General features: G+C 68.0%; 17 protein-coding genes and 1 pseudogene. 9 read left to right on the top strand and 9 right to left on the bottom strand.

All coding sequences use genetic code 11. The features are described 5' to 3' along the window. Positions 1-10: 10 nt before the first annotated feature. The 3 genes from ACJ8AN_RS42240 to ACJ8AN_RS42230 all read right to left on the bottom strand — a co-directional run bounded on the left by ACJ8AN_RS42240 (position 11) and on the right by ACJ8AN_RS42230 (position 2,798). Positions 11-673: a TetR family transcriptional regulator gene (locus ACJ8AN_RS42240; RefSeq protein ID WP_407761322.1), complete on the bottom strand. Its 663-nt coding sequence runs from the start codon at positions 671-673 to the stop codon at positions 11-13. Between the two features lie 269 nt (positions 674-942). After that, positions 943-2,586 carry a radical SAM protein gene (locus ACJ8AN_RS42235; protein WP_407761321.1) on the bottom strand — a complete coding sequence of 548 codons (1,644 nt, stop codon included), beginning with the start codon at positions 2,584-2,586 and terminating at the stop codon, positions 943-945. A gap of 26 nt (positions 2,587-2,612) precedes the next feature. Beyond that, on the bottom strand, positions 2,613-2,798 hold the full coding sequence (locus tag ACJ8AN_RS42230; protein WP_407761320.1) for a hypothetical protein: 186 nt from the start codon (positions 2,796-2,798) through the stop codon (positions 2,613-2,615). A 199-nt stretch (positions 2,799-2,997) separates the two neighbouring features. Between ACJ8AN_RS42230 and ACJ8AN_RS42225 the strand changes: the two genes are divergently transcribed. Both ACJ8AN_RS42225 and ACJ8AN_RS42220 read left to right on the top strand, forming a co-directional pair. After that, positions 2,998-5,487, top strand: a complete 2,490-nt coding sequence (locus ACJ8AN_RS42225) for a type VI secretion system Vgr family protein (RefSeq protein WP_407761319.1) — start codon at positions 2,998-3,000, stop codon at positions 5,485-5,487. 13 nt (positions 5,488-5,500) lie between these two features. After that, positions 5,501-6,556, top strand: a complete 1,056-nt coding sequence (locus tag ACJ8AN_RS42220) for a hypothetical protein (protein ID WP_407761318.1) — start codon at positions 5,501-5,503, stop codon at positions 6,554-6,556. Positions 6,557-6,610: 54 nt separating this feature from the next. On the opposite strand, the gene ACJ8AN_RS42215 is transcribed toward ACJ8AN_RS42220, so the two are convergent. The 3 genes and pseudogenes from ACJ8AN_RS42215 to ACJ8AN_RS42205 form a co-directional block, all read right to left on the bottom strand. After that, positions 6,611-8,278: an alpha/beta fold hydrolase gene (locus tag ACJ8AN_RS42215; RefSeq protein WP_407761317.1), complete on the bottom strand. Its 1,668-nt coding sequence runs from the start codon at positions 8,276-8,278 to the stop codon at positions 6,611-6,613. A gap of 5 nt (positions 8,279-8,283) precedes the next feature. Then, positions 8,284-10,620, bottom strand: coding sequence for a beta-ketoacyl synthase N-terminal-like domain-containing protein (locus ACJ8AN_RS42210; RefSeq protein WP_407761316.1), 2,337 nt, complete (start codon positions 10,618-10,620; stop codon positions 8,284-8,286). A gap of 221 nt (positions 10,621-10,841) precedes the next feature. Then, a pseudogene (locus ACJ8AN_RS42205) lies at positions 10,842-13,349 on the bottom strand (non-ribosomal peptide synthetase); the annotation flags it as partial. Positions 13,350-13,557: 208 nt separating this feature from the next. Between ACJ8AN_RS42205 and ACJ8AN_RS42200 the strand changes: the two are divergent. After that, positions 13,558-14,052: a DUF4442 domain-containing protein gene (locus ACJ8AN_RS42200; RefSeq protein WP_407761315.1), complete on the top strand. Its 495-nt coding sequence runs from the start codon at positions 13,558-13,560 to the stop codon at positions 14,050-14,052. Here the strand turns inward: ACJ8AN_RS42200 and ACJ8AN_RS42195 are convergent. Then, positions 14,049-15,035: an aldo/keto reductase gene (locus ACJ8AN_RS42195; protein ID WP_407761314.1), complete on the bottom strand. Its 987-nt coding sequence runs from the start codon at positions 15,033-15,035 to the stop codon at positions 14,049-14,051. The two genes, ACJ8AN_RS42200 and ACJ8AN_RS42195, sit on opposite strands and share 4 nt — an antisense overlap. A gap of 197 nt (positions 15,036-15,232) precedes the next feature. Beyond that, positions 15,233-16,504 (bottom strand): MFS transporter, encoded by a 1,272-nt coding sequence (locus ACJ8AN_RS42190; protein WP_407761313.1) that lies wholly within the window; start codon positions 16,502-16,504, stop codon positions 15,233-15,235. Between the two features lie 324 nt (positions 16,505-16,828). Between ACJ8AN_RS42190 and ACJ8AN_RS42185 the strand changes: the two genes are divergently transcribed. The 6 genes from ACJ8AN_RS42185 (at position 16,829) to ACJ8AN_RS42160 (ending at position 24,122) form a co-directional block, all read left to right on the top strand. Next, complete coding sequence (locus ACJ8AN_RS42185; RefSeq protein ID WP_407761312.1) at positions 16,829-19,021, top strand: PAS domain-containing protein; 2,193 nt, start codon at positions 16,829-16,831, stop codon at positions 19,019-19,021. Positions 19,022-19,042: 21 nt separating this feature from the next. Next, on the top strand, positions 19,043-19,366 hold the full coding sequence (locus ACJ8AN_RS42180; RefSeq protein WP_407761311.1) for a DMT family transporter: 324 nt from the start codon (positions 19,043-19,045) through the stop codon (positions 19,364-19,366). 123 nt (positions 19,367-19,489) lie between these two features. Next, complete coding sequence (locus ACJ8AN_RS42175; RefSeq protein WP_407761310.1) at positions 19,490-20,674, top strand: aminotransferase class I/II-fold pyridoxal phosphate-dependent enzyme; 1,185 nt, start codon at positions 19,490-19,492, stop codon at positions 20,672-20,674. Between the two features lie 69 nt (positions 20,675-20,743). Next, complete coding sequence (locus ACJ8AN_RS42170; RefSeq protein WP_407761309.1) at positions 20,744-21,868, top strand: polysaccharide deacetylase family protein; 1,125 nt, start codon at positions 20,744-20,746, stop codon at positions 21,866-21,868. 425 nt (positions 21,869-22,293) lie between these two features. After that, positions 22,294-23,646, top strand: coding sequence for an HNH endonuclease (locus ACJ8AN_RS42165; protein WP_407761308.1), 1,353 nt, complete (start codon positions 22,294-22,296; stop codon positions 23,644-23,646). Continuing rightward, positions 23,646-24,122, top strand: a complete 477-nt coding sequence (locus ACJ8AN_RS42160) for an SMI1/KNR4 family protein (protein WP_407761307.1) — start codon at positions 23,646-23,648, stop codon at positions 24,120-24,122. The genes ACJ8AN_RS42165 and ACJ8AN_RS42160 overlap by 1 nt, the downstream gene beginning before the upstream one ends. Before the next feature lie 15 nt (positions 24,123-24,137). On the opposite strand, the gene ACJ8AN_RS42155 is transcribed toward ACJ8AN_RS42160, so the two are convergent. Continuing rightward, positions 24,138-25,718, bottom strand: coding sequence for a DUF1501 domain-containing protein (locus ACJ8AN_RS42155; protein WP_407761306.1), 1,581 nt, complete (start codon positions 25,716-25,718; stop codon positions 24,138-24,140). Positions 25,719-25,727 lie beyond the last annotated feature (9 nt).

Genomic DNA, 25,727 nt, shown 5'->3' with positions numbered 1-25,727 from the left:
GTCCGGGCGCTTAGACGGGCCGCCGCCGTGAGCGCTTCCTGGCGGGAGCGCTCCGGGCCGGTGTCGAGCAGAGAAGCTCGCCGAGGGCCGTGAAGGTCTCGTCCAAATATTCCTTCAGGCTCCGCGTCCCCTCGGAGGCCCACCGGCGCACGGCGACATCCTGCGCGCAGACCGCGATGGAGGCGATCAGGAGCGCCCGCCCGTTCTTGTCCCTGGCATCGCCCAGCCTCGCGGCCAGGGTGCGCGCGAGGAGCGCCCGCCACTGCTCCCGGGTGTCGAGCAGTTGGGCCCGGATCCTGGGCGTCTCGAGCAGGAACCGGAGGTAGGCCCGGTAGCGCTCCGGATCGCTCTGATAGCTCTCGTGCATCACTTCCAGGGCATTGCGGACGGCGAGCAGGGGAGGCTCGTCGGCGGGCCGGGTCTCCAGCGCCGCGCCCAGCTGCTCGCTGCTGTAGCGCAACCGCCAGAGCACGACGTCTTCCTTCGCCTCGAAATACCGGAAGAACGTCCGGCGTGAGATGCCCGCCGCCTCGGCGATGTCCTCGATGGTGGTCTCGGCGAAGCCCCGCTGGATGAACAGGTGGAGCGCCACCTCGCCGAGCTCCAGGCGGAGCAGGCGCTGCTTCCGCTCGCGCAGGTTCGGCTGCTCGAGGCCCTTCCGTCGCTCGTCCATGCTCGTCCCTCGCTCGTTTACTCCTGTAACACGGTTGCTCCTGGGGTGCATGGAGCGGCATCCGTGTTGGCTCCTGTCTCCTGGTGTCATTCCCCCACGGAGGGCAGTGGTTCAGGGATGGCTTCGAAGCGGGTGCAGCGCGCGAGCGAGCCCGAGGGTTTCCTCGAGCGTCAAATCACGAATCCTCACCAGGTCATGAGCGCCGCCAAGGGGAAGTCGCTTCGTGTCGAAGCCTCCCCTGAGCGCTCAGCCACTGACCGGGGCGCTGCTCAGGCCTCGCAGAGCCGCTCGACGTTGACGCCTGGCCCCTGGCCGCTCAGGTGCTCGAGGTAGGCCTGGGCGACGCGAGCGCGGAAGCGCTGGGCATACCCATCACAGAAATTCTTGTAGAGGGTGCCCGTGGCGCCCTCGGCGAGCACCGCGCAGCCTCCGCCACACGAGGTCGCGTAGCGGCACTTGCGGCACACGGGGTTGGAGACCACGTTCCTGCCGCGCCAGGCATGCAGGTGCATCCGGCTCATGAGCACGTCACCGGTCTCGGTGATGTGGCCGATGCGCTGACGGGGATCTCCCGTGCGCTCCCAGCAGGCGTAGATGTCCCCGAAGGCATCGAGGACATACATGGTGGTGTGCGCGCCGCAGAAGGCGGTGTTGAAGCTACCGGCCGCGGCCGTCTGGTCGAAGATCTGCCGGGCCTTGAACTGGAGCGAGTCGTCCATGAGGCCGATCCGCGCCACGCCCGGGTGCTGCTGGCGCAGCTCATCCAGCGCCCGGCCGAGCTGCCAGGAATTGAAGGTGGACTTCGCATCCACGTTGCCGTTGCCCGCGTGGATGGGGGCCACGTAGGAGCTGAAGAGGCTCTGGCTGCTCCAGCCGCGGGCTTCGAACAGCTCGGCCAGGGCGGGGAGCTGGGAGATGTTGTCGCGGTCGATGTTCATCCGCACGCTCACCGCCGTGCCACGCGCCAGCGCCAGGGAGATGTTGCTCGCGATGCGCTCGAAGGAGCCAGAGCCATCCGGGTAGATGCGCCGGCGGTCATGCTCCTGAGGAATGCCGTCGAGCGTCACCTGGATGGAGGAGATGTTCTCCGGGCCGAGCAGGTCCTCGTAGGCCTCGAGCTCGGTGGCGTTGCTGACGGCGGTGAAGCGCGCCTTGCCGCGGGCGCGCACCTGCTCGATGAGGTACTGGATGATGGGCCGGCTCCGGGCCAGGAGCGGCTCGCCGCCGAAGAAGGTGAGGGTGCGCGTCTGCTCCGCACCGGGCTCGAAGCCATGCGCGGCCTCGATGTTGTTCATGCCCGCGAGCAGCCGGTCCGCCATGCTCCGGTCCATCACCCGCAGCAGGTGCGAGTACTTGGGATCCGTACGCATGTGATCCTGGAAGCAGTAGGGGCAGCGCAGGTTGCACTGGTACGTCGGCATGACGATGTAGATGGGCGAGCGGCGCAGCGTGGCCAGGTGGTGCTTCGCGCTCAGCCGGGCGAAGAGGGACTCCTCCTCCTCGGGCGTCAGGGTGAGCAGGTAGCCGCGCTTCTTGAGGGCCTCGATCGTCTCGTCGCTCGGCCTGGGCACCTCGCCCTCGATGGGGGGCTCGGCGGCCCAGGTGCCATAGAGCGGGTTGGGGGCGTGCCGCGACTCCATCGAGCGCAGATAGGTAGCGACCCGCTTGGACGCCAGGTCATAGGCGCCCGTATAGGCGTGGACGAGCAGCATGTCGTCGGCGTTGCCGGGCAGGTCCACGTAGATGGTGTAGCTGCTGGTGCGCAGGGTACTGCGCCCCTGGAGCTCGCTCGCCGAGAGCTTCAGGGGCGCGAGGCCCGGGGGCAGGAAGGAGGACGTGGGCAGCTCCAGGGGCTCGAGCTTGATCATGTCCTCGAGTCCCTGCGTCCCGGTATTCGTTTGCTTCGTTGACATGGAGATCCTCCCCCGCCCGGGGTGTGTCAGGCCAGGTTGGTGCAGGCGCTGTTGCAGCGGCAGTCGGGCTCACAGGCGCGGTCGGTGGGGCAGCTGTCGACCGGGGCAGCCAGGCCACCGACAACCTGCTCCAGCGCCTCATCGCTCAGCTCCACCAGCGACGAGATGTCCCGCACCACCGCATTGAAGCTCTTCAGCTCTTCGTTCTTCATGTGGGTCTCCTTTCCGTGTCCCGTCAGTATACCCGCCCGGGGGTCAAAACGGAACATTCCAGGAAAGACTGGAAGCACGGACTGCGAAGGGGTGATGTGTTCATGAGGGGTTGTACGGGCGCGCCCGTGACGCGCCAGGCGAGATGTTCGCCACGAAGGCACGCCGTCCCGTGTATCCTCCACTTCTCTAGGGGGATTCATGAGCCAGACGCGAGCACCGGCCTTTGCCTTCAAGGTGGGGTCTCTCGAGGCGGAGGGTCTGTCGGTCAGCCACTTCTCGGGACGCGAGGGGTTGAGCCGCCCCTATGAGTTCCAGGTGGGCTTCCATTCCCTGGAGGACGAGCCCCTGGAGGCGCGGGAGTTGCTGGGCGCCGAGGCGCTCCTGACGGTGCCGCTGCCCGAGGGCAAGACGCGTCATGTGCACGGGCGGGTGTGCAGGCTGGACGCGCTGGGCCAGCAGGGAGGGCGCTGGCGGTACCAGGCCTGGGTGGTGCCCCAACTGTGGTGGCTCACGCGGGTGAAGCACAGCCGCATCTTCCAGGAGAAGACGGTGCCGCAGATCGTCAAGGCGGTGCTGGAGGAGGGCGGGGTGAAGGTGAAGCTGTCGCTGAGCGGCAGCTACGAGGCGCGCGAGTACTGCACGCAATACCGCGAGACGGACTTCGCCTTCGTGAGCCGGCTGATGGAGTGGGAGGGCCTCTTCTACTTCTTCGAGCACTCGGAGGAGGGGCACGTGCTGGTGGTGGGCGACAAGCCCAACGTGCACGAGGCGCTGCCGGGCGGAGCGAAGCTGCCGCTGCGCGAGAATGACGGGCGGGTGGAGGAGGGGGAGTACCTCTCGTCGTTGCAGCGGGTGCATCGGCTGCGGCCCGGAAAGGTGCACCTCAAGGACTACGACTTCCAGAAGCCCTCGCTGGACGTGTCGGGCAAGACGCAGGACACGGGCAACGGGCAGGGCGAGCTGGAGGTGTACGACTACCCGGGCGAGTACGTGGCGCCCGCGGTGGGGAAGGGCGCGGCGAAGGTGCGGTTGGAGGAGGCGGTGCAGGCGGCGCGCACCCTGGAGGGAGAGGGCGTGTGCCCCCGGCTGACGGCGGGGTACCGCTTCGAGGTGGAGGACGAGGGCACGCACTCGGGCGAGTACGTGGTGGTGGAAGTGGCGCACTCGGGCCGGCAGCCGGAGACCCCTGGGGGCCGCGAGGCCCTGGGCCAGCTGTACCGCAACAGCTTCAAGTGCATGCCCGCCAGCGTGCCCTACCGGCCGAGGCGCACCACGCCCCTGCCGCACATTCCCGGGTTGCAGACGGCGACGGTGGTGGGGTCCTCGGGAGAGGAAATCCACACGGACGAGCATGGGCGCATCAAGGTGCAGTTCCACTGGGACCGGGAGGGCCAGCGGGACGACAAGGCGTCGTGCTGGGTGCGGGTGGGCCAGACGTGGGGCGGCCCCGCGTGGGGCGCGCTGTACCTGCCGCGCATCGGCCAGGAGGTGGTGGTGCGCTTCCTGGAGGGCAACCCGGACCGGCCGCTGATTGCTGGCACCGTCTACAACGGAGGCAATCCGACACCCTACGCGCTTCCGGACGACAAGACGAAGTCCACGCTGAAGAGTGCCTCCAGCCTGGGCAGCGACGGCTTCAACGAGTTCCGGATCGAAGACGCGGCCGGGCAGGAGGAGATCTTCACCCACGCGCAGAAGGACGAGGACCTCGTCACCGAGAACGACAAGGACCAGGAGGTGCGCGGCTACGAAGACCTGCTGGTGAAGAAGGACCGCTCCATCACCGTGGAGGGCAATGCGTACCTTGATGTCGCAAGGGATGATGACAGCGCCATCGGTGGTAATCAGACGCTTGAGGTCCGCAGTGATCGTTCAACCACGACGCGCGGCAGTCAGAACGAGTCCGTGGACGGCAATCAATCCATCGCTATTGGCAAGAACACCGTCATCACGATCGAACAGGCCGCATCCACCACGATAGGCGCAGCGGCAGCACTGACGATCGGAGGTGAGTACTCCATCAACGTCGGTCTTTCCCTGAACGAAGCCGTTGGCGGGCTCAAGTCTCAGCAGATCGCTGGAGCTCACAAGGAATATGTCTGGGGAAGCCGTCAAGAGAGCGTCGCGGGAGACAGCTCGATACAGGTGGGGAGCGACTTCAATACCGACGCCCGAGGTGGCTTGCAACAGCTCACGGGGAATGATTGCGAATTCCACATAGAGAATAAATCCAGTATACAGGTGAATAGCGGCTCGGTCTGGCTGGCGAAGAGTGTCGGGCTGAAGGCGGATACGTTCTCCGTCATCGTGAATGAAAAGCTTGTCTTGAAGGCCGAGAAGTCAGGAGCCGTCAAGTTCTTCGGTAAGACCATCACACTGGAAGGCTCGTCCATAAAAATGGCAGGAGCCAAGGTACAAAAGCTCGGAGCCGGTTCGCTCCAAAGTCAGTCAATCAAGCCAAATGATGCTCCAGCGGTCGCTGACGACTCTCCAGAGAGCTTTGTCGAGCTTACGCTGAAAACATCAGACGGTGAAACGCTTGCCAATCAGAAGTTCGAACTCCATCTCCCCGATGGTACGGTCAAGAAGGGGACGCTCGATTCGGCCGGGTATGCCAAAGTGCAGGGCGTTCGACCAGGTCAGTGCACGGTAGTTCTCCCGGAGCTCGAGGACGGTACTCTTCGTTAATGATGAGGCTTTCATGATTAATGATTTTTCCGAACTCAAGATTGTTGAGGATGGGGTAGGTGATTTTCATGCCAATCAATTCCGCATCCACTTCCGGATACCTTGTCTCCGTTTCAATGCCAGCAATAGAGATTTGGTTATACAGGCAAAGCTCGACGAATTGGCATCGAATCTCTTTGAGAGTTTTCCAAGGTTCTTCAATGGCTCAGAAGGGAATTTGAAGCCGAATCGTGCGGAGGTTGAATGGGGAGAGCGATGGTTTCGTAATGGGAAAACGCTGGCCTTTACATTGGATCTTAAGTTCTTAAGTTCCATCGAACTGCCGGACTTCCACGACGATTGGGTGGGGGTGGTAGAGAATCAGCAAGGTAAGGGGTTCGGTGTTCAAACCCTCAAACGTGAATATCGAGACTGGGGGGATAGAGTGTTGGAAGGACTCATCTCTATGATTGAGAAGGGAGCGGACAAGCTCCCTTTTTGGGACTTGAAGAAGATGGCAAAGGTTGAGGTGAAGCTGCTCCGTTCAATGCTCGAACTCAATCGTATGCATGTGCTGGCGGGACGTCGCTCTTGGATCGTCGGTGTGGTTGATGAGCGCCTGCCGGGATGGAAGTCGGGCAACGGGAGTGATGGTAAGAGAGTCCAGAAAGTGATTCAGGGGAAGAGTACGACCCTGGTCTATGATTCTTCGCCTGTTTTCTATTTGGAGACTGCTGCGGTTGAACGAGACTCGAGCTTCGCGGCAGCGGCTATTGAATATGATCCCGGAATTATTGCGAATACTCGCGATGATGTGAAGTTCATTTGGAAGGCGCTGCTGTGGAATTTCGTCAAGTCCAGTAAGGATTATGTGCTGGATACTCGGGGTCCCAGGGAATGGCAGAGCGATGATGGCGATGGCCTGTGGCAGGAGGATGCTGTCGAAGGAGTATGGTATCGTGCTGGCGAGTTCGATTCGGTTGGAGAGCTTCGGGCAAAAGCATGGGTGAATAGTATTCTCAAGCTTCATCCATGCCTTGGTGAACAACTTATTGTCAGCGCTCCGGGAAATCAGCGGGCTATTCGTTGAAGCAAAAGCTTGCACTGCTGGGACAAGGCGGGCGGTGGGCCCGCGCGCCTCGTGCTACTCCAGGGCCCTGCGCACCTTGCTCGCGAGGCCGCGGACGTGGGGCTCCGCCAGCATCGTCACGTGATTGCCGGGCACGATGTGGACCTCGACTCCCTCGGTGGCCAGGGGAATCCACGCCAGCTCGGGATGACGCGGGTTGATGGCGTCCCGTTCCTGTGCGTGGAAGAAGACCAGCCGGCCCTCGTATGGGCGCGGCGCATACGCGAACATGGCCGCCGCGTTCTCCCGGAACACCCGTAGGAACACCTCGCTCCGGGGCAACTGCGTCTCCAGCGTGCCTTCCCGCCCCGCCGAGCGCAGGAAGAGCTCCTGGAACAGCTCGGGCGCCATCCGCTGGAAGTAGTCCTGGATTTCGTCATTGGAGCCCAGGCTCACCGGCATCTGGCCGGGGCCCGGTGAGTCCATCAGCACCAGCGACTCCACCTGCTCGCCGAGCGCCCGCAGTTGCTGAGCCATCTCGTACGCCACCACGCCCCCGAAGGAGTGTCCCGCGAGCCGGTAGGGCCCGGCGGGCTGCCGGGTGCGGAGGGCCTCCAGGTACAGGGCCGCCATGGCCTCGATGTTCCCGGCGGGAAGCTCGCCGGACTCCAGTCCCCGCGCTCGCACGCCGTAGATCGGCAGGTCCAGGTCGAGCAGGCGCGCCAGGGCCTGATACGTGAACACCGTGCCGCCCACCGGGTGCAGCAGGAAGAGTGGGCGCTGTTTCGAGTCGCCCCGGTTCAGCTCCACCAGCAGCGACGCGGCGCCACTGGGCGTGGCCGTGTGGCGTTGTGCGGGCTCTCCCATCGAGCCCGCCTGCGTGGTCTCCTGGATGAACGCGCTCAGCCGCGCGACCGTCCGGTGCTCGAGCACCCGTTGCTGGGGAAAGTCGATCCGGAAGGTCTCGCGGATCCGCGCGCCCAGCTGGACGGCGAGCAGCGAGTGGCCTCCGAGCTCGAAGAAGTCCTCGTGGAGGCTCACCTCACTGATGCCCAGCAGCTCGCGCCAGAGCCCCGCCAGTGCCTGCTGGATGGGATCTCCTCCTGCGATCGGCACACGCGCGGGCATCGGAGGCCGCGCAGGCGCCGGGGTCGTGGTGGAGTGTGACGTTGCCTGATCGCTCCAGTATCGCCGGCGCTCGAACGGGTACGCCGGCAGCGAGACGCGCCGGCCCCGCTCGTCCGGACTCAGGCCTCGCCAGTCGATGGTCGCTCCGAGGCTCCAGGCCTCTCCTACCTGCGACAGGAAGAACTCCGCGTCATCCGCTGCCATACCCGGGCGGGGGAGCGACGAGAGCACCGCATGGGACTCGCCGAAGCCCGGGCCGCGGCGCACCAATGCGCCCAGCGTGTGGCCCGGCCCCACCTCCAGCAGCAGTTGCTCCGGCGCCGCCAGCAGGCACGCCGCTCCCTCCGCGAACCGCACCGGCTGGCGCAGGTGCTGGACCCAGTATTCCGGATCCATCGCCTGCTCGGCGGTGATCCACGTCCCCGTGACGTTCGAGACGAAGGGGAGGGTGGGGGCCGAGAGCCGCACCCGCCGCACCTGCTCGGCGAAGGGCGCCAGCGCCGGCTCCATCAAGGGCGAGTGATAGGCATGCGAGGTCCGCAGTCGCTTGCTCCCCATTCCCTTCGCTTCCAACCGCCGCTCCAGCCCGGAGATCGCCTCCGCCGGACCGGCCACCACGCTCAGCGCGGGTGCGTTGTACGCCGCGATGCAGAGGTGCTCATCGAGCAGGGGCCGCAGCGCATCGGCCGGAGCCCGACCGCGAGCATCGCGCCCTCGGGAGCGGCCTGCATCAGGCGTCCCCGCGCGCGGATCAGCACCAGCGCGTCCTCCAGCGAGAACACTCCGGCGAGACAGGCGGCCACGTACTCCCCGAGGCTGTGGCCGATCATCGCCTTCGGGCTCAGCCCCAACGACATCCAGAGCCGGGCCAGCGCGTACTCGAGGACGAAGAGGCAGGGCTGCGCGAGCTCCGTCTGATGGATGCGCTCACCGGAAGCGCCGTCCTCTTCCTGGAGGAGCAGCTCACGCACGTCCAGGCCCAGATGGGGCAGGAGCAGCCCGGCGCACCGGTCCACCTCGTCACGGAACACCGCGTGGGCGGCGTAGAGCGCGCGCCCCATTCCCGCGTGCTGTGTGCCCTGGCCGGGAAAGAGGAAGGCCACCTCCCGGCCGCGGGCTTCGGCCGGTGAACGCTCGCCCTTCGCGAACGCGTGGACCAGTTGCTCCAGGCCCTGAACCGCACCCGGGAGGTCCCGGCAGACCAGCGCCACGCGTTGCTCGAAGGCGGTCCGTCCCCGCTGCAGCGTGTGGGCCACGTCGGCCAGCGACAGCTCCGGACGTCTGGCGAGGGCTTCTCCCAGGCGCCGGGCAGTCTCGGCGAGCGCCGCTCCGCTTTGCGCCGACAAGGGCAGTACACGCCAGGTCCCCGTGTCCTTCGTGGCGGGCCTCTCCGGTGCCTCCTCCACCACCACGTGGGCATTCGTGCCGCCGATGCCGAAGGAGCTCACTCCGGCGATTCGCGGCAGGCCCTCGAGCGGCGTCCAGTCCGAGAGCCTCGCGTTGATGGAGAAGGGCGTCCCGGCCAGCTCCAGCGCTGGGTTCGGTTGCTCGAAGTGCACGACCGGAGGTAGCTGACGGTGGCGCAGGCTGAGCACCGTCTTGAGCAGCCCAGCGATTCCCGCCGCCGCGTCCAGGTGCCCGATGTTCGGCTTGGTGGCTCCGAGTACGCAGTGCCCCTGTGGGCCCGCGCCTCTCTGGAACGCCTTCGTCAGCGCGGCGACCTCGACGGGATCTCCCAGCGGTGTGCCCGTTCCATGCGTCTCCACGAACGACACCTCGTGGGGCCGCACTCCCGCCGCTTCCTGGGCCCGGGTGATGACCTCGGCCTGTCCGGCGATTCCCGGCGCGGTGTAGCCGATCTTCCCCGCGCCATCGTTGTTGAGCGCACTGCCTCGAATCACCGCGTGGATGCTGTCCCCGTCGGCCAGCGCCCGATCCAGGCGCTTGAGCACGATGGCTCCCACGCCATTGCCTCGCACGGTTCCACCGGCGCGCGCGTCGAACGCCCGGCAGTGGCCGTCGGGCGAGAGGATCATCCCCGGCTGGTAGAGGTAACCCCCGCTCACCGGTACCGAGATGGACACGCCTCCCGCCAGCGCCAGGTCGCACTCACCGGCGAGCACGCTGCGGTACGCGAGGTGCACCGCCACGAGCGAGCCCGAGCATCCGGTCCGGACGGTCAGGCCCGGTCCTCGCAAGTCCAGCTCATAGGAGACGCGGGTCGACAGGAAGTCGCTCTCCAGTCCCAGCTTGAGCTGCCAGACGTCAGCGGGCGTCTCGGAGGCGGGGCGCGGTTGGTAGGTCGTCGCGCTGGAGCTGGCGAAGACGCCGACCGAGCCGCCATGCGTCTGGGGCGGGTAGCCCGCGTCCTCCAGGGCTTCCCAGGCGCACTCGAGGAAGCGGCGCTGTTGCGGATCCATCTGGCTCGCCTCGCGAGGGCTGAAGCCGAAGAACTCCGCGTCGAACAGCTCCGCTCCCTCCAGCACCCCCTTGGCCCGGACGTAACCGGGATGGCTCGACAGCTCGGGAGGGATGCCGGCCTCGGCCAGCGCCTCGTCACTCAGGCGCGAGATGGACTCCACGCCTCCGGCGAGGTTGCGCCAGAACTGCTCCAGATTACTCGCCCCCGGGAACTGCCCGGCCATTCCGATGATGGCCACCGACTGGCCGTCCTGCGCGGAGGGCAGGGGCCTGGCGCGCGAGGGTTCCGGTGCTCGCGGGGCCGAGGCGAGGTGCGCCGCGAGGGACTCGATCGAGGGATGCTCGAACAGCTCCAGCATCGACAGCTCGCGTCCGAAGGCCTGCTTCACCCGCGCTCGCACCTGCGTCAACAGCAGCGAGTGCCCACCGAGATCGAAGAAGCTCTCCGTCGCCCCCACGCGCTCGAGCCGTAGGACGTCCTGCCAGATGCGCGCCAGGGTGCGCTCGGTCTCGTTCGCAGGGGGACGGGAGCGCACGCTCCGCTCGCGGCGCAACGGCAAGGCGAGCAGCTTCGCGCGATCCACCTTCCCGTTGGATGTGAGTGGCAGGCGTTCGCACGGCACGAAGGCCGAGGGCACCATGTACTCGGGCATGGACCGCTTGAGGAAGGTCCGGAGTGCCGCGGTGTCGAGCTCGGAGGACGCGCTACCTTCACCCCGTCCCTCCCCGGAGGGCGAGGGAAAGTGGGCACGACGTAGGCCACGAGGCTCGGGCTTCCGGGTGGGTCTTCCCGGGCCAGCACCACGACCTCGCGCACGTCCGGGTGGGTGCCCAGCACGGACTCGATCTCCCCGAGCTCGATGCGGAAGCCGCGGATCTTCACCTGGTGATCCACTCGCCCGAGGAAGTCGAGCTGGCCATCGGGGAGGTAGCGCGCCAGGTCTCCCGTCCGGTACAGGCGTGCGCCCGGTTCATCGCCGAAGGGGTCCGGGATGAATCGCTCCGCGGTCAGCTCGGGGCGCCACAGATAGCCGCGCGCCAGACCCGCGCCTCCGATGTACAGCTCGCCCGGCACTCCTCGGGGCACCGGCTGGAGCCGCGAATCCAACAGGTACACGCGCACGTTGCCGATCGGCCGGCCAATCGTCACCGGAGCCCCCGCGGTGCACAGGCCGCAGGTGGCGTAGATGGTGGCCTCGGTGGGCCCATACCCGTTGATGTAGCGGCGGCCCTCGCTCCATCGCGCCACGAGCGGCTCCGGGCTCGCCTCTCCGCCCACCATGATGGCCCGCAGGGACGGGTACTCCCCCGGAGGCAGTGCCGCGAGCGCGGAGGGAGATAGGGTGATGGTGGTGATCTCCCGCTCTCGCAGGAGGCTCGCGAGCTCCGGCCCGGGCACCAGCGCCTCTCGCCGGGCCATGCACAGGGTGGCTCCCGAGACGAGCGGGGAGAAGATCTCCTGGACCGCCATGTCGAAGCTCACCGACGCGAGCTGCAGCAGGCGATCCCCCGGCCCGAGGGGCAGCACCCGGGGCTGCACCGCGAACAGGTTGAGGACCGACCGGTGCTCGACGACGACGCCCTTGGGTCGGCCCGTCGAGCCCGAGGTGTAGATGACGTACGCCGCATGGTCCGCCTCCACCCCGCTGGCGGGCGCCTCCATGCAGGGTGCCGTGAGGTCCTCGCCCTCCGGGCCGAGGAAGAGCCGCGTGACATCGGTGGCGGGCAGCCGCTCGGCCAGCGAGCGCTGCGTCACGAGCACGGAGAGCCGTGCGTCCTCGATCATGAAGGCCAGCCGGTCGGTGGGGTAGGCCGGGTCGAGGGGAACGTAGGCGCCCCCCGCCTTCATCACGCCGAGGATGCCGATGATCTGCTCGGGTGAGCGCTCCAGGCACAGGCCCACGCGGGCTTCCGGGCCAACCCCGAGCCGCCGCAAGCGGTGGGCGAGCACGTTGGCGCGCGAGTCCAGCTCCCGGTAGGTCAGCGCCTGCTGCTCGAAGAGGAGCGCGAGGGCCCCCGGCGTCTTCTCCACCTGCCGGGCGAACAGCTCGTGAAGACAACCTTCTGGCCGCGCCTGCCCGGTGGCGTTCCACTCCACCAGCAGCTGGCGCTCCTCCCGGGCCGGGAGCATGTGCAGCCGGGTGATGGGCTGGTCGAGCTCCTGGACGATGGACTCCAGCAGCGCGACATAGCGCGCGGCCAGGTGCTCCACGGTGGCCGCCTCGAAGACGTCGGCATTCGCGCCCCAGAGCAGCTGTGTCCCGTCGTCGCGGGTGAGGTGCATGTGCACCGAGAGATCGCCCGCCAGGCCGACGTTGGAGGCCGTCAGCCGGTCGAGCTCGAACGGGGGTGGCTCGGGAGACTCCTCGGGCCGGGGACGTGGCATCAGCGTGAACGTCGCCTGCACGAGCGGTGCTCGGCCCGGGTCGCGCTGGGGCTTCAGGTCCTCGATGAGCCTCGGGAGGGGGTAGTCCCCATGGGCCAGGGCCTCGCGCAGTGTGCGCGCGGTGTTCTTGTAGAACGTCCGGAAGGACGTGCCCGCCGGAGCCCGGGAGCGCACGGCGAGCGTGTTGACGAGGTACCCCACCACGCGGGTGTGCCACTCCTGGCTGCGTCCGGAGAAGGGGACTCCCACCAGGAGGTCCTCCTGCCCGCTGTGCCGGTGGAGCAGCACCTGGAAGGCCGCGAGCATCAGGGCATAGAGGCTGGTGCCCTCCGCCTTCGCGAGCGCTCCGAGCGCCCGGGCCAGCGTCTCGTCGAGCCGCAAGAGGTGCGTGTGTTGGCGGAAGGACTGCCGGGCCGGACGCGGGCGATCCGTGGGCAGGTTCAGCACGGGCGTGCTCCCGGAGAGCTGCTCGCGCCACCAGTCGCGTGCCCGGAGCCCCTCGGCACTCGCGAGCCACTCCGACTGCCATTGGACGAGCTCGTCATACTCCCGGGTCGCGGCGGGCCCGGGGACGGCCTGGGAGCCCCGGACCTGGGCGCCGTAGAGCCGCTGGAGATCCTGGATCAGCAGGTTCAGCGAGCCGCCATCGAGCGACAGGTGATGGGTGGCGAGCAGCAGCACCTGCTCGCGGGGCGCTCGTCCGTACAGCGCGCATCGGAGCACCGGCCCATTCTCGAGATCGTAGGGGCGGGCCGCGTCGGCATACAGGCGCTGGAGCAGCTCCTCCTCGGAGAGGTGCCGCGCCTCGACGTGCTGGAGCTCGAAGTCCATCCGGCCGTGGACTACCCGTAGCGGGCCGTGGTCCGTCTCGGAGAACGTCGTGCGGAGAGTGAACGCGTTGCGAAGCTACGCCCGCATCAGGAGGGGCTCGCGCGCGGCGTGGCCGGCGGGCTTTCCGGTGGCGGGCATGCCTCATCCCCTCACGTCCAGGTGCGGAGTGTAAATAGTACACCATTGCTGCTCCGCGATGGGTCAAAGCCCTCCCATCCACCACCGTCTCCCCGTGCACCTGCGTTATACCGGGGCCATGCTTGCCTTCGAGCTCGTGGAGAGATTGCGCCGGGTATCTCCGGCGGCGGCGAACCTGATGATGACGATGGCGTTGCCGGCCATCATCCCGATGACCTCGGGCCTGGGCATCCGAGTGGAGGAGGTGTCGGAGACGCGCTCGCGCACGCGGCTGCCCCTCAAGCGGCGCACGCGCAACCACGTGGGCAGCATCTACCTGGGCGCGCAGGTGACGGCGATGGAGGTGACCATGGGGATGCTCGTCTTCAGTCACTTCCCCATGGGCCCGTACAAGGCGCTGGTGAACCGCGTGGAGACGGACTTCCGCTCCAAGGCGAAGGGCACGGTGTTCGCCGTGTGCGAGCCGCCCCCGGAGGTGCTGGCCTCGTTCCGCGAGGCGCTGCGCCAGTCCGGGGACAAGGTGGAAGGCTGGGTGCCGGTGCGCCTGGAGGCGGAGGACGGCACCCTGGTAGCCGAGGCGCGCTTCCTTGTGGCCCTCAAGCGCGCGGCCTAACCCAACCACTCCGGGTGCTGCACCGTGCCGTCGAAGTGCTGGCTGACCTTGTACTTCTCGAAGGCGCCTTCCTTCGCGGCCTTCGCCGTCTTCGCGAGCAGTGCCCCCACCTCCTTCTCCGAGAGGGGCTTGAAGCCTCGCGCGACCCCGAGCGCCTGCTCCACCCGGTCCAGCGAGTCCATTCCGGTGATGACCACGCTCGTCGGGAGCGACAGGCTGTAGCGCAGACACTCCGGCGCGGTGACCGTCTTGCTCTCCAGGATGATGGCGCCCCCCATCGGCTTCATGCCGAGCACGCCGATTCCCTCGCGCACGAGCACCGGCAGCACCTTCTTCTCGAAGCTGTCGAAGTGGGCGTCCATCACGTTGAGCGGCATCTGCACGGTGTCGAAGCGGAAGCCGTGCTGCTTCGCCGCCTCGAGCATCTTCAGGTGGATGTCCGGCGACTTGTGCCCGGTGAAGCCGAGGAAGCGCGCCTTGCCCGCCTTGCGTGCCTCGGTCATCGCCTCGATGGCGCCGCCCTCGGCGAAGGCCCGGTCCGGATCATTGTCGCGGATGACCTCGTGCAATTGCAGCAGGTCGAGGTGGTCCGTCCGCAAGCGTTCGAGCGACTCGTCGATCTGCTTCGCGGCCGTCTTCTTGTCGCGGCCGTCGATCTTCGTCATCAGGAACGCCTTGGACCGGTAGCCGTCCTGGAGGGCCTTGCCCATCCGGAGCTCACTCTGCCCGTCGTTGTAGTCCCAGCAGTTGTCGAGGAAGTTGATACCGCTGTCGAGCGCGCGCCGGATGATTTGAAGGCTCTCGGCCTCGTCCTTCTGCTTGCCGATGTGGAAGCCGCCGACGCCGATGCAGGAGACCTGCTCGCCCGTGCGCCCCAGCTTCCGGCGCGGCACCGGTTGGGTCGCGGAGGGCGTCCCCGCGGCGAAGGCACTGGGGGCGATCATCAGCGCGAGTGTGGCTTCGAGAAACTCCCTCCGGTTCATGGCGGTGTCCTCCGGGCGCGCGAGCGGGGGGCTCGCGGCGCGCGGAGGAGCCTGCTCGCCGGGGGAGTCCCCCACAATCGCCGCTTCTCCCGTGGGGACGAGAGCGGGCTCCCCACGTTGGCGGGCGCACGCGCCGCGCCCCTCGGCTATCGCGCAGGTGACATTCCCGGAGTCCTCCCCGGAGTCCTCCCCGGGTGTCACGCGGCCACGGGCTGCTGGGGCTTCTTGCGCAGGAAGAGCAGGAAGAGCGCCACCACCACCGTAATGCCGCCGAAGGTGATGAGGCCGTCGAACGCGACGCTCGCGCGGACGCCGAGCCCCCGGAAGCCGGACGCGCTGCCGTCGAGCGCGGTGACGGTGCTGATGGCGAAGTTCGAGGCCGCGACGAAGAGCGTGTACTTGGTGGTCACCGCCGCTCCCGCGCTGACGAGCTCCAGCACCATGCCGGCGAAGGCCGCGAAGGCCGCGCCATTGGCGAAGCTGTAGGCGAGCGTGCCCCAGACATACGTCGTCGGCGTCAACGGCGCGGCCGCCATGGCGAGGGCGCATAGCCCCGTGGCGCCGCCCATGAGCGCGTAGTTGAGCTTGCGGTTGATGCGATCCGCCATCCAGCCACCCGCCAGCGAGCCGAGCGCGCCGGACAGGCCCATGCCCAGGCCGTTCACCAGCTCCACCACGTGCTCGGGCGCGTGGTAGTCGCCCGCCATCGCGCTGAAGAGGTTGGTGAGCGCGCCGCAGCTCACCGGCGCCAGGCACAGCACCAGCATGATGATGCCGTCGCGGCTGAAGGCGGTGCGGAAGAGATCCTGAACGATCCCCTTCACGCGCTCCCAGGCCGCGTGCAGCACGGAGGCTCGCGCAACCTTCTCGCCCGGACGCTCGGCGACCCAGAAGATGCCCGCGCCGCTCACGAGCACGAGTGTGGCCAGCACGATGCCCGCCACCTGCCGGGAGAACGCACTGGCGAGCCAGATGGCCAGGGCGCCCAGCAGGCTCGTCGAGCCCACGTTACCGGCCATCTGCCAGCCGCCGGTGCGGCCCTTGTCCTCCTGGCGCGTGGTGATGGCCATCAGGCCGTTGAGCGCCGCGTGGGCCGTGGACGCCGCCGCCTGCAGGCCGGTGAGCAGCAGCGTGTACACCGCCAGGTGCCCCGAGGGCTCCGGCAACAGCGCGCACGCCAGGAGGAAGAGCGCGGTGAGCAGGGTGGAGACGCCGTACCAGATGCGCCGCCATGGGCCGAGGTCGATGAGGGGCACCCACAGCAGCTTCCACGCATGGGGCGAGAAGGCGGTGCCGGAGAGGATGCCAATCTCGGCGAGCGGCATGCCGTCCTTCGCCAGCCAGTAGGGCACGGCCGTCTGAAGGAAGCCGACGGCGGCGCCGAATTGGATTTCGAGGATGCCGAACAGCGGAGGCCAGGACCAACGCTCGGGGGTGGTGGCGGGCACGGCCGCCTCGGACTCGATCACGGAGGACTCGCGGGGTGGGGGGGAGACTGGCGGAGTATGGCAGACTCGCGGCCCCTCATCCCCAGGTCGGCAGCGCCATGTCTGGGCCGCGGCGGCATCGCCCTGGCGCGCGCCTCCGGCGTCTCGTCCGATCGTCTCGCCGGTTTCTGAGATGGCAAGAGTTGCGGTGGAGTGAAGGATAGTGGGCATTCGTCCGTGCAATGCGAGTGCAGCTTCCCAGGCCGGTTGCGTGCTTCGGGCCCTGGCACCTACATGCCCGTGGGAAATATGGCGCATGGCCTGTGAAGGACCACACGTCTGTGTTGCAACATGCGCCTTCACGCCATGCGTATGCCATCTCCAGCACTGCAGAGAGACGAAGCCCAGCGCCCGCGGGCACTCGGGCGCTCCGGCCTTCTCGATACGTCGCCCGGGCCCGACTACGACGACATCGTCCGGCTCGCGGCGGAGTCGTGCGGCGCTCCCATCGCGCTCATCAGCCTGGTGGACCGGGACCGGAACCGGTTCAAGGCCCACGTGGGGCTGCAGGGGGTAGGGGAGACGGAGCGCTGCAGCTCCTTCTGCACCCAGGCCGTCGAGCGTGAGGGCATCTTCCTCGTCGACGACGTCCTGGCCGATGAGCGCTTCTCCACCCATCCACTCGTTCAGGGCGAGCCGGGCATCCGCTTCTTCGCGGGTGTGCGCATCCAGACGGAGGAGGGTTTCACCGTCGGCTCCCTCTGTGTCCTGGACCGGCGCCCCCGGTCGCTCACGGAGTCCCAGCTGCGCGGTCTGATCGGCCTCAAGCGCCAGGTGGAGCTGCTCTTCCGCCTGCGCGCCCAGGTGCGGCAGCTCAAGGAGCGCAACGTCGAGCTGGAGCAGTCCCAGGAGCGCATGCGCTCGCTCAACACGTACCTCCAGGCGGAGATGCGCGAGCGTCAGCGGATTGAACGCCAGCTGCTCGAGCAGCAGTCGCTGCTCTCCAGCATCCTGGCCCACATTCCCCACTCGGTGTTCTGGAAGGACCGCAACAACACCTTCCAGGGCTGCAACCCGCAGTTCGCCCGGGACATGGGGCTCGACTCGCCCGAGGACGTCATCGGCCGGACGGACTTCGAGATGGCCGTGCCGGACGAGCACGCCGAGACCTACCGCCGCGACGACAGCGAGGTGATGGAGACCGGCATCCCCAAGCTCGCCTTCGAGGAGCCCCTGTATCGCCGGGGAGCCGAGCCGTCGTGGATCCTCACGAGCAAGGTGCCGCTGCGGGACGCGGACGGGAAGGTGCAGGGAGTGGTCGGCATCTACGCCGACATCAGCGAGCGCCGCCGCCAGGAGACGGTGCTGCAGGAGGCCAAGCGCGTCATCGAACGGCACGCCGCCCATCTGGAGGAGCAGGTGCGCGAGGCCCATGAGCGCACCCGCCAGCTCCTGGAGAAGTCCGGCGAGGCCGTCTTCGTGCTCGACGCGGCCGGGAGCGTGTTGGAGGTCAACCCGGTGGCGGAGCGGCTGCTGGGTGTTTCCCAGGCGCGGCTGATGGGCAGCGCCTTCGAGACGCTCGCCCCGGAGGACGAGCGCGAGCCGCTGCGCCAGGCCCTCGAGGCCCTGCGCGCCCGTGGCACGGTGTGTCTGGAGGAGCAGGGGCTGCGCTCGGCGAGCGGCGGGCGCGTGGTGCTCGGCATCGCCGCCTCGCTGCAGGTGACGGGGGAGACGCGGCGGCTGCTCATTGTTGGCACGGACCTCACCGAGAAGCGGCGGCTGGAGCAGCAGAGCATCCAGAACGACCGGCTCGCGTCCATGGGCGCGCTGGCGGCGGGCATCGCCCATGAGATCAACAACCCGACCTCCTATGTGCTCTCCAACCTCTCCTGGCTCCAGGAGTGGCGCAACGAGCTGGAGCAGACGCTGGCCACGGTGCCGGGACTGCCCTCGAGCCTGGGCGTGTCGCTCGCCGAGGTGAAGGAGGTGCTCGCCGAGTGCCTCGTGGGAGGCGGGCGCATCCGGGACATCGTGCGCGACATGCGCTTCTTCTCGCATACCGCGGGCGAGGAGCTGGCGCCCGTGGACATCCACGCATGCCTGGATGTGGTGCTGCGCATGGCGCACAACGAGCTGAAGCACTCGGCCCGGGTGGAGAAGCAGTACGCGGACGTGCTGCCGCCCGTGCCCGCCAGCGAGGGCCGGCTCAACCAGGTCTTCCTCAACCTGATCGTCAACGCCACGCATGCCATGCGGTCCGGAGGGCCGGAGCGCAACGTGCTCCAGGTGCTCACCGCGCTGGAGGGAGAGCGGGTGCGCATCGACATCTCGGACACGGGCCACGGGATTCCTCCCGAGGTGCTCTCGCGCATCTTCGAGCCCTTCTTCACCACCAAGCCGGCTGGTACGGGCACGGGGCTCGGCCTGTCCATCAGCCTGTCCATCCTCCAGAAGATGGGCGGCGACATGCGGGTGAAGAGCGAGCCCGGCCGTGGCACCACCTTCTCCATCTTCCTCCCGGTGAATGGCCGGGAGCCGGGCGACGACGCGGCCCGGTAACGGCCCTCGGGAGCGGACGGCATGGTGTCGGGCAGGGAGCTGGTCCTGATGTTCCTCGCGGCCGTGTGCTTCGCTGCCGGGGGCATCTTCATGAAGCTTTCGGAGGGCGTGTCCCGCCCGCTGCCGATCGCCGCCTTCCTCGCCCTGTTCCTGGCTGGGGCCCTGCTCCAGGCCTTCGCGATGCGCCGCGCGGACCTGGGCTCCGTGTACATCGCGGTGCTCGGCCTGGAAGCGGCCCTGGCGCTCGTGTTCAGCGTCGTGCTCTTCCACGAGGGCCTGTCGCCCGCCCGCATCCTGGCGGTGCTGCTCATCCTCGTGGGCGTTGCGTTGTTGCGCGTGGCCTAGCCTGGCTGCCTGGGCACGGGGTGGGCGGCTTCACTCCCCGGTGCGGGCCATATCGCCCCTCCGCTGGCTGTTGAGCCCGGTAGCCCTGGCGCTCCCCGGTCGTGATAGAGGGGCGCCCGTCCCATGCTCATGAGCAAGCCCCAGCGTCTCCAGAAGCTCGCCGCCGCCGTCTTCACCACCATGGACGAGGCGCGCAAGCGCAAGCTCGCCACGGGTGCCGATGTCATCAACCTGTCCATCGGCAGCCCGGACCTGCCTCCCGCCTCGCACATCACCGAGGCCATGGCCCAGGCCATCCGCGACCCGGGCAACTACGGCTACCCGATGAAGGACCTGCCCGCCTTCCGCGAGGCCGTGGCCGGCTGGTACCAGCGCCGCTTCGGCGTGGCGCTCAATCCCGACTCGGAGGTGCTGGGACTCACCGGCTCGCAGGAGGGCCTGGCACACATCACCCAGGCGCTCACGGATCCGGGCGACCTCGTGCTGGTGCCTGACCCGGGCTACCCCATCTACACCGCGGGCCCCGTGCTGGCCGGCGCGGAGCTGTACCCCGTGCCGCTGAAGAGCGAGCTCGGCTACCTCCCGGACCTGGAGTCGCTCCCCGAGGAGGTCAAGCGGCGGGCCAGGCTCTTGATTCTCAACTACCCGAGCAACCCGCTGGCCGCGATTGTCCAGCCCGGGTTCTTCGAGCAGGCGGTGGCCTTCGCGCGCCGGTACGGCACGGTCATCCTGCACGACGCGGCCTACAGCGAGCTGAGCTTCGACGGGTACCGTCCCCCGAGCTTCCTGGAGACGCCGGGCGCGCGCGAGGTGGGCCTGGAGTTCAACTCGCTCTCAAAGACATACAACCTGGCGGGGGCGCGCATCGCCTACGCCGTGGGCAACGCGCGGCTGCTCGGCCTGCTCGCCGAGGTGAAGGCTCACCTGGACTACGGGCTCTTCCGCCCCATCCAGCTCGCCGCGGTCGCCGCCCTCACCGGGCCGCAGCAGTGCGTGGCCGACATGGCCGCCACCTACCAGCGCCGCCGCGACGTGCTCGTGGACGGGCTCAACCGGCTGGGCTGGGCCGTCCCCAAGCCCCAGGCCACCATGTTCTGCTGGGCGCCCGTGCCGCGCGGCTTCGAGTCCAGCCTCCCCTTCGCCATGGAGTTGCTGGAGAAGGCCGGCGTCACCGTGGTGCCCGGCAGCGGCTTCGGCACCATGGGCGAGGGCCATGTGCGCCTCGCGCTCGTGCAGAGCGAGGCGCGGCTGGCCGAGGCCGTCGAGCGCATCGGCCGCTCGGGCATCCTGGACCGGCGCGCGGCGTAGCGGGAGGCGGCGCGGGCGGGCCGAGGCGAAGTAGGCTACCGGCTCGCCGTTGTTCTCCGAGAGGACTTCATGCACCGCCGCTTCCGTCTCCTCACCGCGTTTCTCTGTTCGTCCCTGCTCGCCCCCGCCGCCCACGCCGGGGGCCTGAAGGTGTCCCTCACCGAGCGCTCCCAGTGGCCCTCGCCGCTGACGTCTCCGCGGGCCTTCGACGTGGCCTCGCGCGCGGAGATCGCCGCCTTCACCGAGGTGATGGCGGACGCCGATGCGAGCACCGAGCCCCCCGCGGGAGACGCGGCTTCCCTCGCGAAGTGGAAGGAGCGGATGCACGGGGTGCTGGTGGAGAACTTCGCGAAGGCCCGCGAGACGTGTGCCACCGGGGCGCTCTTCTGCGAGGGCGCGGTGCCCAAGGACTGGGCGGCGCTGGTGGCCACCTCGCGCGCGGGCCTGGCGAAGCTGCCGGCGGACCTGGCGCCCTGGTACGCGGAGCAGAAGCCCTTCTACCAGGGCTACCTGTACGAGCTCGTCCGGCTGGCGGGGCTCTTCCCCAAGACGACGAGTGAGATTTTGCCCCTGTCGCCCTCGGAGAAGTTCGGCCTGGAGCTGCCGGACCGGAGCTTCCTGCTCACCTTCGATGACGGCCCCACGCCCAAGGGAGCGGGCGGCACGGACGCGGTCACCTCGCTGGTCCGCGCCGAGGGCATCCACGCGGCCTTCTTCCTGCTCGGCAACAACTACGAGGCCCGGCGCAAGGCGACCTCGGTGGAGCAGCTGAAGGCGCTGTACTCGGGCATGTGCGTGGGCTCGCACGGGCAGGAGCACAAATCCCACGCCTCCTGGGCTGGCGCGGTGCCGGGGATGGAGTCCTTCCATCCCAAGCTCGCGGAGAGCCTGCCCGAGGGCCAGACGAAGCTGACGCTGTTCCGCCCGCCGTACGGTCAGCGCACCCCGGAGATCCTCCAGGTGCTGGAGCGCGGGGGAATGAAGAACATCCTGTGGAACATCGACTCGCAGGACTGGCACGCGAGCAACTCGGGCCCGAAGGCGGCCGGGCGCGTGCTGTCGCTCATGCTGGTGTGGCGGCACGGCAACATCCTCTTCCACGACATCCACCCCAAGGCCGCCGAGGCGCTCCCGCGCATCTGGCGTGACACGCGCGGCTCGGGCGTGAAGTGGGTGGACTGCCACGAGGAGTAGGGGAGCCGCTGAAAGAAACGAAGGGGGGCGTCTCCGCCCCCCTCCGGGAAGTGCCGTGCGTGCGATGTGGCATGCACCTCTGATGTCGATTCGAAGCGACGGCCCTTGGGCCTCACGGCCCCTGGTGCCACGTCGCGTGCTGTGCACCTACGTGTTCACCCGTGCAGCAACCTTCGGATCACGACCACTTCGCCCTCTACAACACCGCGTCCGTGAAGTTCTCTTCCCGGCGGTGGGCTCCCCGGAAAATGGGGTGTGCCACGGGTCATGCGCGTCCGGGAACGCTGATCTCTACTTCCATGACGGAGGCGGCGGGCGGCGCGGGCGGCTTCCCTGGGCGGAAGGCGGACGTACCGCAGGAGGTGAGCTGTCAGAGGGCAGAGGCGCTGCCCCCAGGTTGGCCCGACCTCTCCTCCAGTCGGGAGGTGCTCGCTCCGTTCCTGGCGTGCGCCTCGCCCGCGGAGTTCATCGAGCTTCAGTGCGGTGTGGAGATGGTCCGGCTGGTGGAGGGGCTGGATGATTGGTCCGCCGTCCGGCTCGGCTCCCTGGGTCCTCTGCGCGAGGGAGCCGACGTCCTCAACCGCAAACGCGCCACGTTCCTCGTCACCGCCACCCGGGAGTATGGCGCCGCTCGCGCCGAGCTCTTTGCCCTCTTCGTCATCCACTCGGCCTTCACCGACGACCTGCACCAGGTACTTCTCCTGTTGGCCCGGGACAAACAACTCGGGGAGACATTGGAGCGGATGGCCGCCGTCCGCGAGGCGCTGCGGCAGCGAGGACTGAACCTCTCGGATTATCAGGACCGCCCCGAGCGTCTGGGTGACGTGGCACGGGGCCTGGCGAGCGCCGCGAACGAAGCCCTGTCCACCAGCGAACTGAGCCGGGGCGCCCTGGCCATGAAGTACTTTGCGCAGAAGGGACAACTGCCGCCACCCCATCAGCGGGTGCTCGACGAGGTGGAGCGGGCGGAAATGGAAGCGGCCTTCTCGCCGGGCAACGTAGCGCTGGGCGGCTTCGACACGCTGACGTTCGGCGTCCCAGTGGGTTTCTACAGCCTGGTGGCCGGCACGTGCCACGGGGTGTACTCGCTGTCGCAAGGCCAGTACGAGCAGGCCACGCGCGAGTTGTCCGCCGCCGCGGTGCTGGTGGCCTTGTACGCCGGCGGCAAGGGCCTGAGTTACCTCTCCGAGGCAAAGGGGACCCCGCGTGTCCGGTGGGTACGGGTAGGGTGGCTCCAGGTGCCGGAGTTGGGCTTCCAGGGATTGGCAGCGGTGGCGGAGCGGCTGTCGGAGCGGCTGGGCGGGGAAGGGCTGCGCGAGCTGGCCAGGTACATTCAGGCCAACCGGGAGGCGGCTCTCCTCGTGTTCGACAGTGGAGAGGCAGGTGCCGTGGCCCTCTACGAGGCCAGGGGAGATGTGGCCAGGGCCCAGGCCTGGTTGTCGGAAGCGAAGTCCGAGCGAGCAGGGGTTCCTCCCACCGAAACACCCATCCGGAATGCCCATCTGGCGGGAAGGAACCATCCCGTGACGGGGGTCCCGTTCGATGCGGATGGCTACCCCGATTTCAGGGCTGCGGGTGCCGTCAAAGCCGAGGTAAAGATTGAGTTCACGGGCTCCCGGGCCAGGGATTACGCCGCCGCGAACAAGGCCGCAGGACTCGCGGAGACGCCCAAGGGCATGACCTGGCATCACCACCAGGATGGGACGACCCTGCAACTCGTTCCCACGGACACCCACGCCAAGACGGGGCACACGGGTGGTTTCTCAGGAGGTCAATGATGGCTGCTCTGCTACGAACGCGTGAGGGAGGGCCTCCGCTCACGGAGGAGGACGTCAGCGCCTTCGAGAAGACGCATGGACTTGTCCTCCCGGTTGCCTACAAGGAGTTTTTGTTGGCCACCCATGGTGGGCGCCCCGAGCGTGATCTGTTCACGCTCAAGGGTCTCGAGGGGAATCCGTTTGGCCGCATCCACCTGTTCCTGGGACTGAATGACCCTGTCGTGTCGTGCAATCTCGATTGGAATCGCGACGTGTTCCGGGATCGCATTCCCGCGGACCTGCTTCCGATTGCAACGACAGAAGGCATTGACAAGATTTGCCTGTGCGTCGCGGGGGGCCGGACAGGAGCCATCTGTTACTGGGATGGCCACGCTCGCGTGGGCGAGCGCAGCCTCTACTTCCTGGCCGACGATTTCACCTCGTTCATCTCATCGCTTCATGCCGATGAGCTTTCGCCAAGGATGCCCGAGCCATAGCTCGGCAGAAGCCCCTCACGCCTTGCGGATTCCCACCACCTCGCCATAGCCGCCGGGGATGAAGAAGTCGCTCGTGTTCATGCCCATGATCCGCAGTGCGGTGGTCACGGCGTCCGCGGCCCGGGGCACGCGCTTCGAGGCCTGACCGTTCTCCTCGACGATATCCACCGGCACGCCGAGCCCGCGCGGGGTGTACGAGCCCACCTGCCGGTTCGCCGCCACGTTTCCGCCCGCGAAGCAGACCGAGGTGAACGGGTGGTGGTCATCCGGCAGGTAGTAGGAGCCGTCGCTGCTACGCGAGGCCCAGCTGCGGCCGAACTCGCTCATCACCAGCACGAGCGTGTCATCGAGCAGCGTCTTGCCCGGCTTGCCGGGAGCGGGCGCGGCCTTGAGCTCGCCCAGGAAACGCGCGACGCAGTCCATCAGTCCTCGGCCGTGCGCGCAGCTGTAGCCGTGGCCAAAGGCGTTGTGCGTGTCGAAGTCCACCTGCAGCGACACGTGCACCGAGGTGCAGAGGTCCGACTTGAGCAGGCGCAGCGCCAGGTCCATCCGTGGGTCGAGCCCCGTGAGGTGGAAGTTCGCGTTGCCGAACGTGTACGTGAACGACTGGTTGGAGAGGTAGCTCGACAGGTACGCGGGGCGGCTCGACGTCAGCACGTCGATGCCCTGGGTGTTCTGCAGCACGGACACCACATCCGTCGCGAGCACGCGCGAGACCGACGACAGCGAGCCATGCAGGCCCTCGAGGTAGCTGTCCACCTTCGCCGTCGAGCGGTCCATGTGCCGCTGGGCCCGCGAGAGCGAGAAGCGCTCGATCGTGGTCGTCTTCAAGGTGCCGCCGGTGGGCTGGCCGCGTGCGTCCAGCTCGGGGCCCTCGGTGCGCGCATCGAGCCCCGTCCACCAGGGATTGTCCGAGGGCTTCGCGGAGAGCTGCGGCTTGAGCGCCTCGATCGACGGAACCCGCACGGGCGAGGCATGGGAGGGCAGCCCCATTCCGCTCGGCGTGCCGCGCTCGCCGGTGACGACCACGAACGGCAGCGGCCGGCTCTCGCGGTACTTCTCGAACAGGTGATTGGCGATCACCGAATGCACGGCGGGCGCCCGGTAGTCCGCACCGGCGACTCCGCACATCGAGGCGATGAACGCACTCGAATGGTCATTGGTGCCCTGGTCGATGCCGTGCAGCACGCTCAGCTGGTCTTGCAGCGCGAAGTGCGTGAAGCCGTACATGAGCGGGCTGTAGGAGCCTCGCGCGGCGGGGTCCGAGGGGTTCCACGACTGCCAGGTGCGGAGCGGCTTGTACGGGCCGTTCTCGGGCCCGAGCGTCACCAGCTGGCTCGCATTGAAGAAGACGGGCTCGGCGGCGTAGGTGGAGGGCGCGGGCACGCAGAGCGGAATGTCCGCGTCGTCCATCGGGGTGAAGTAGTACGCCGGCCGGTAGCCGCCCGGGATGTACAGCACCACGAGCCGGGAGGGGACGTCGGTATCCGCGGCGCGCGCGGTGCTCGAGCCGAGCAGCCCCGCGCGTTCGAGGAGCGCGAACTGTCCCGCTCCGAGGGCCCACTTGAGCAGCGTGCGACGAGAGGTGTTCGTCATGGTGTCCTC

This window comes from Archangium sp., assembly GCF_045802675.1.
GTDB lineage: Bacteria > Myxococcota > Myxococcia > Myxococcales > Myxococcaceae > Archangium.
The sequence above is the reverse complement of the archived record's forward strand: the minus strand, read 5'-3'. Positions and strand labels throughout refer to the sequence as shown.

Coding starts and splice junctions, on each gene's coding strand:
- ACJ8AN_RS42240 (WP_407761322.1), bottom strand. CDS start 673: ATGGACGAGCGACGGAAGGGCCTCGAGCAGCCGAACCTGCGCGAGCGG.
- ACJ8AN_RS42235 (WP_407761321.1), bottom strand. CDS start 2,586: ATGTCAACGAAGCAAACGAATACCGGGACGCAGGGACTCGAGGACATG.
- ACJ8AN_RS42230 (WP_407761320.1), bottom strand. CDS start 2,798: ATGAAGAACGAAGAGCTGAAGAGCTTCAATGCGGTGGTGCGGGACATC.
- ACJ8AN_RS42225 (WP_407761319.1), top strand. CDS start 2,998: ATGAGCCAGACGCGAGCACCGGCCTTTGCCTTCAAGGTGGGGTCTCTC.
- ACJ8AN_RS42220 (WP_407761318.1), top strand. CDS start 5,501: ATGATTAATGATTTTTCCGAACTCAAGATTGTTGAGGATGGGGTAGGT.
- ACJ8AN_RS42200 (WP_407761315.1), top strand. CDS start 13,558: ATGCTTGCCTTCGAGCTCGTGGAGAGATTGCGCCGGGTATCTCCGGCG.
- ACJ8AN_RS42195 (WP_407761314.1), bottom strand. CDS start 15,035: ATGAACCGGAGGGAGTTTCTCGAAGCCACACTCGCGCTGATGATCGCC.
- ACJ8AN_RS42185 (WP_407761312.1), top strand. CDS start 16,829: ATGCGTATGCCATCTCCAGCACTGCAGAGAGACGAAGCCCAGCGCCCG.
- ACJ8AN_RS42180 (WP_407761311.1), top strand. CDS start 19,043: ATGGTGTCGGGCAGGGAGCTGGTCCTGATGTTCCTCGCGGCCGTGTGC.
- ACJ8AN_RS42175 (WP_407761310.1), top strand. CDS start 19,490: ATGCTCATGAGCAAGCCCCAGCGTCTCCAGAAGCTCGCCGCCGCCGTC.
- ACJ8AN_RS42170 (WP_407761309.1), top strand. CDS start 20,744: ATGCACCGCCGCTTCCGTCTCCTCACCGCGTTTCTCTGTTCGTCCCTG.
- ACJ8AN_RS42160 (WP_407761307.1), top strand. CDS start 23,646: ATGGCTGCTCTGCTACGAACGCGTGAGGGAGGGCCTCCGCTCACGGAG.
- ACJ8AN_RS42155 (WP_407761306.1), bottom strand. CDS start 25,718: ATGACGAACACCTCTCGTCGCACGCTGCTCAAGTGGGCCCTCGGAGCG.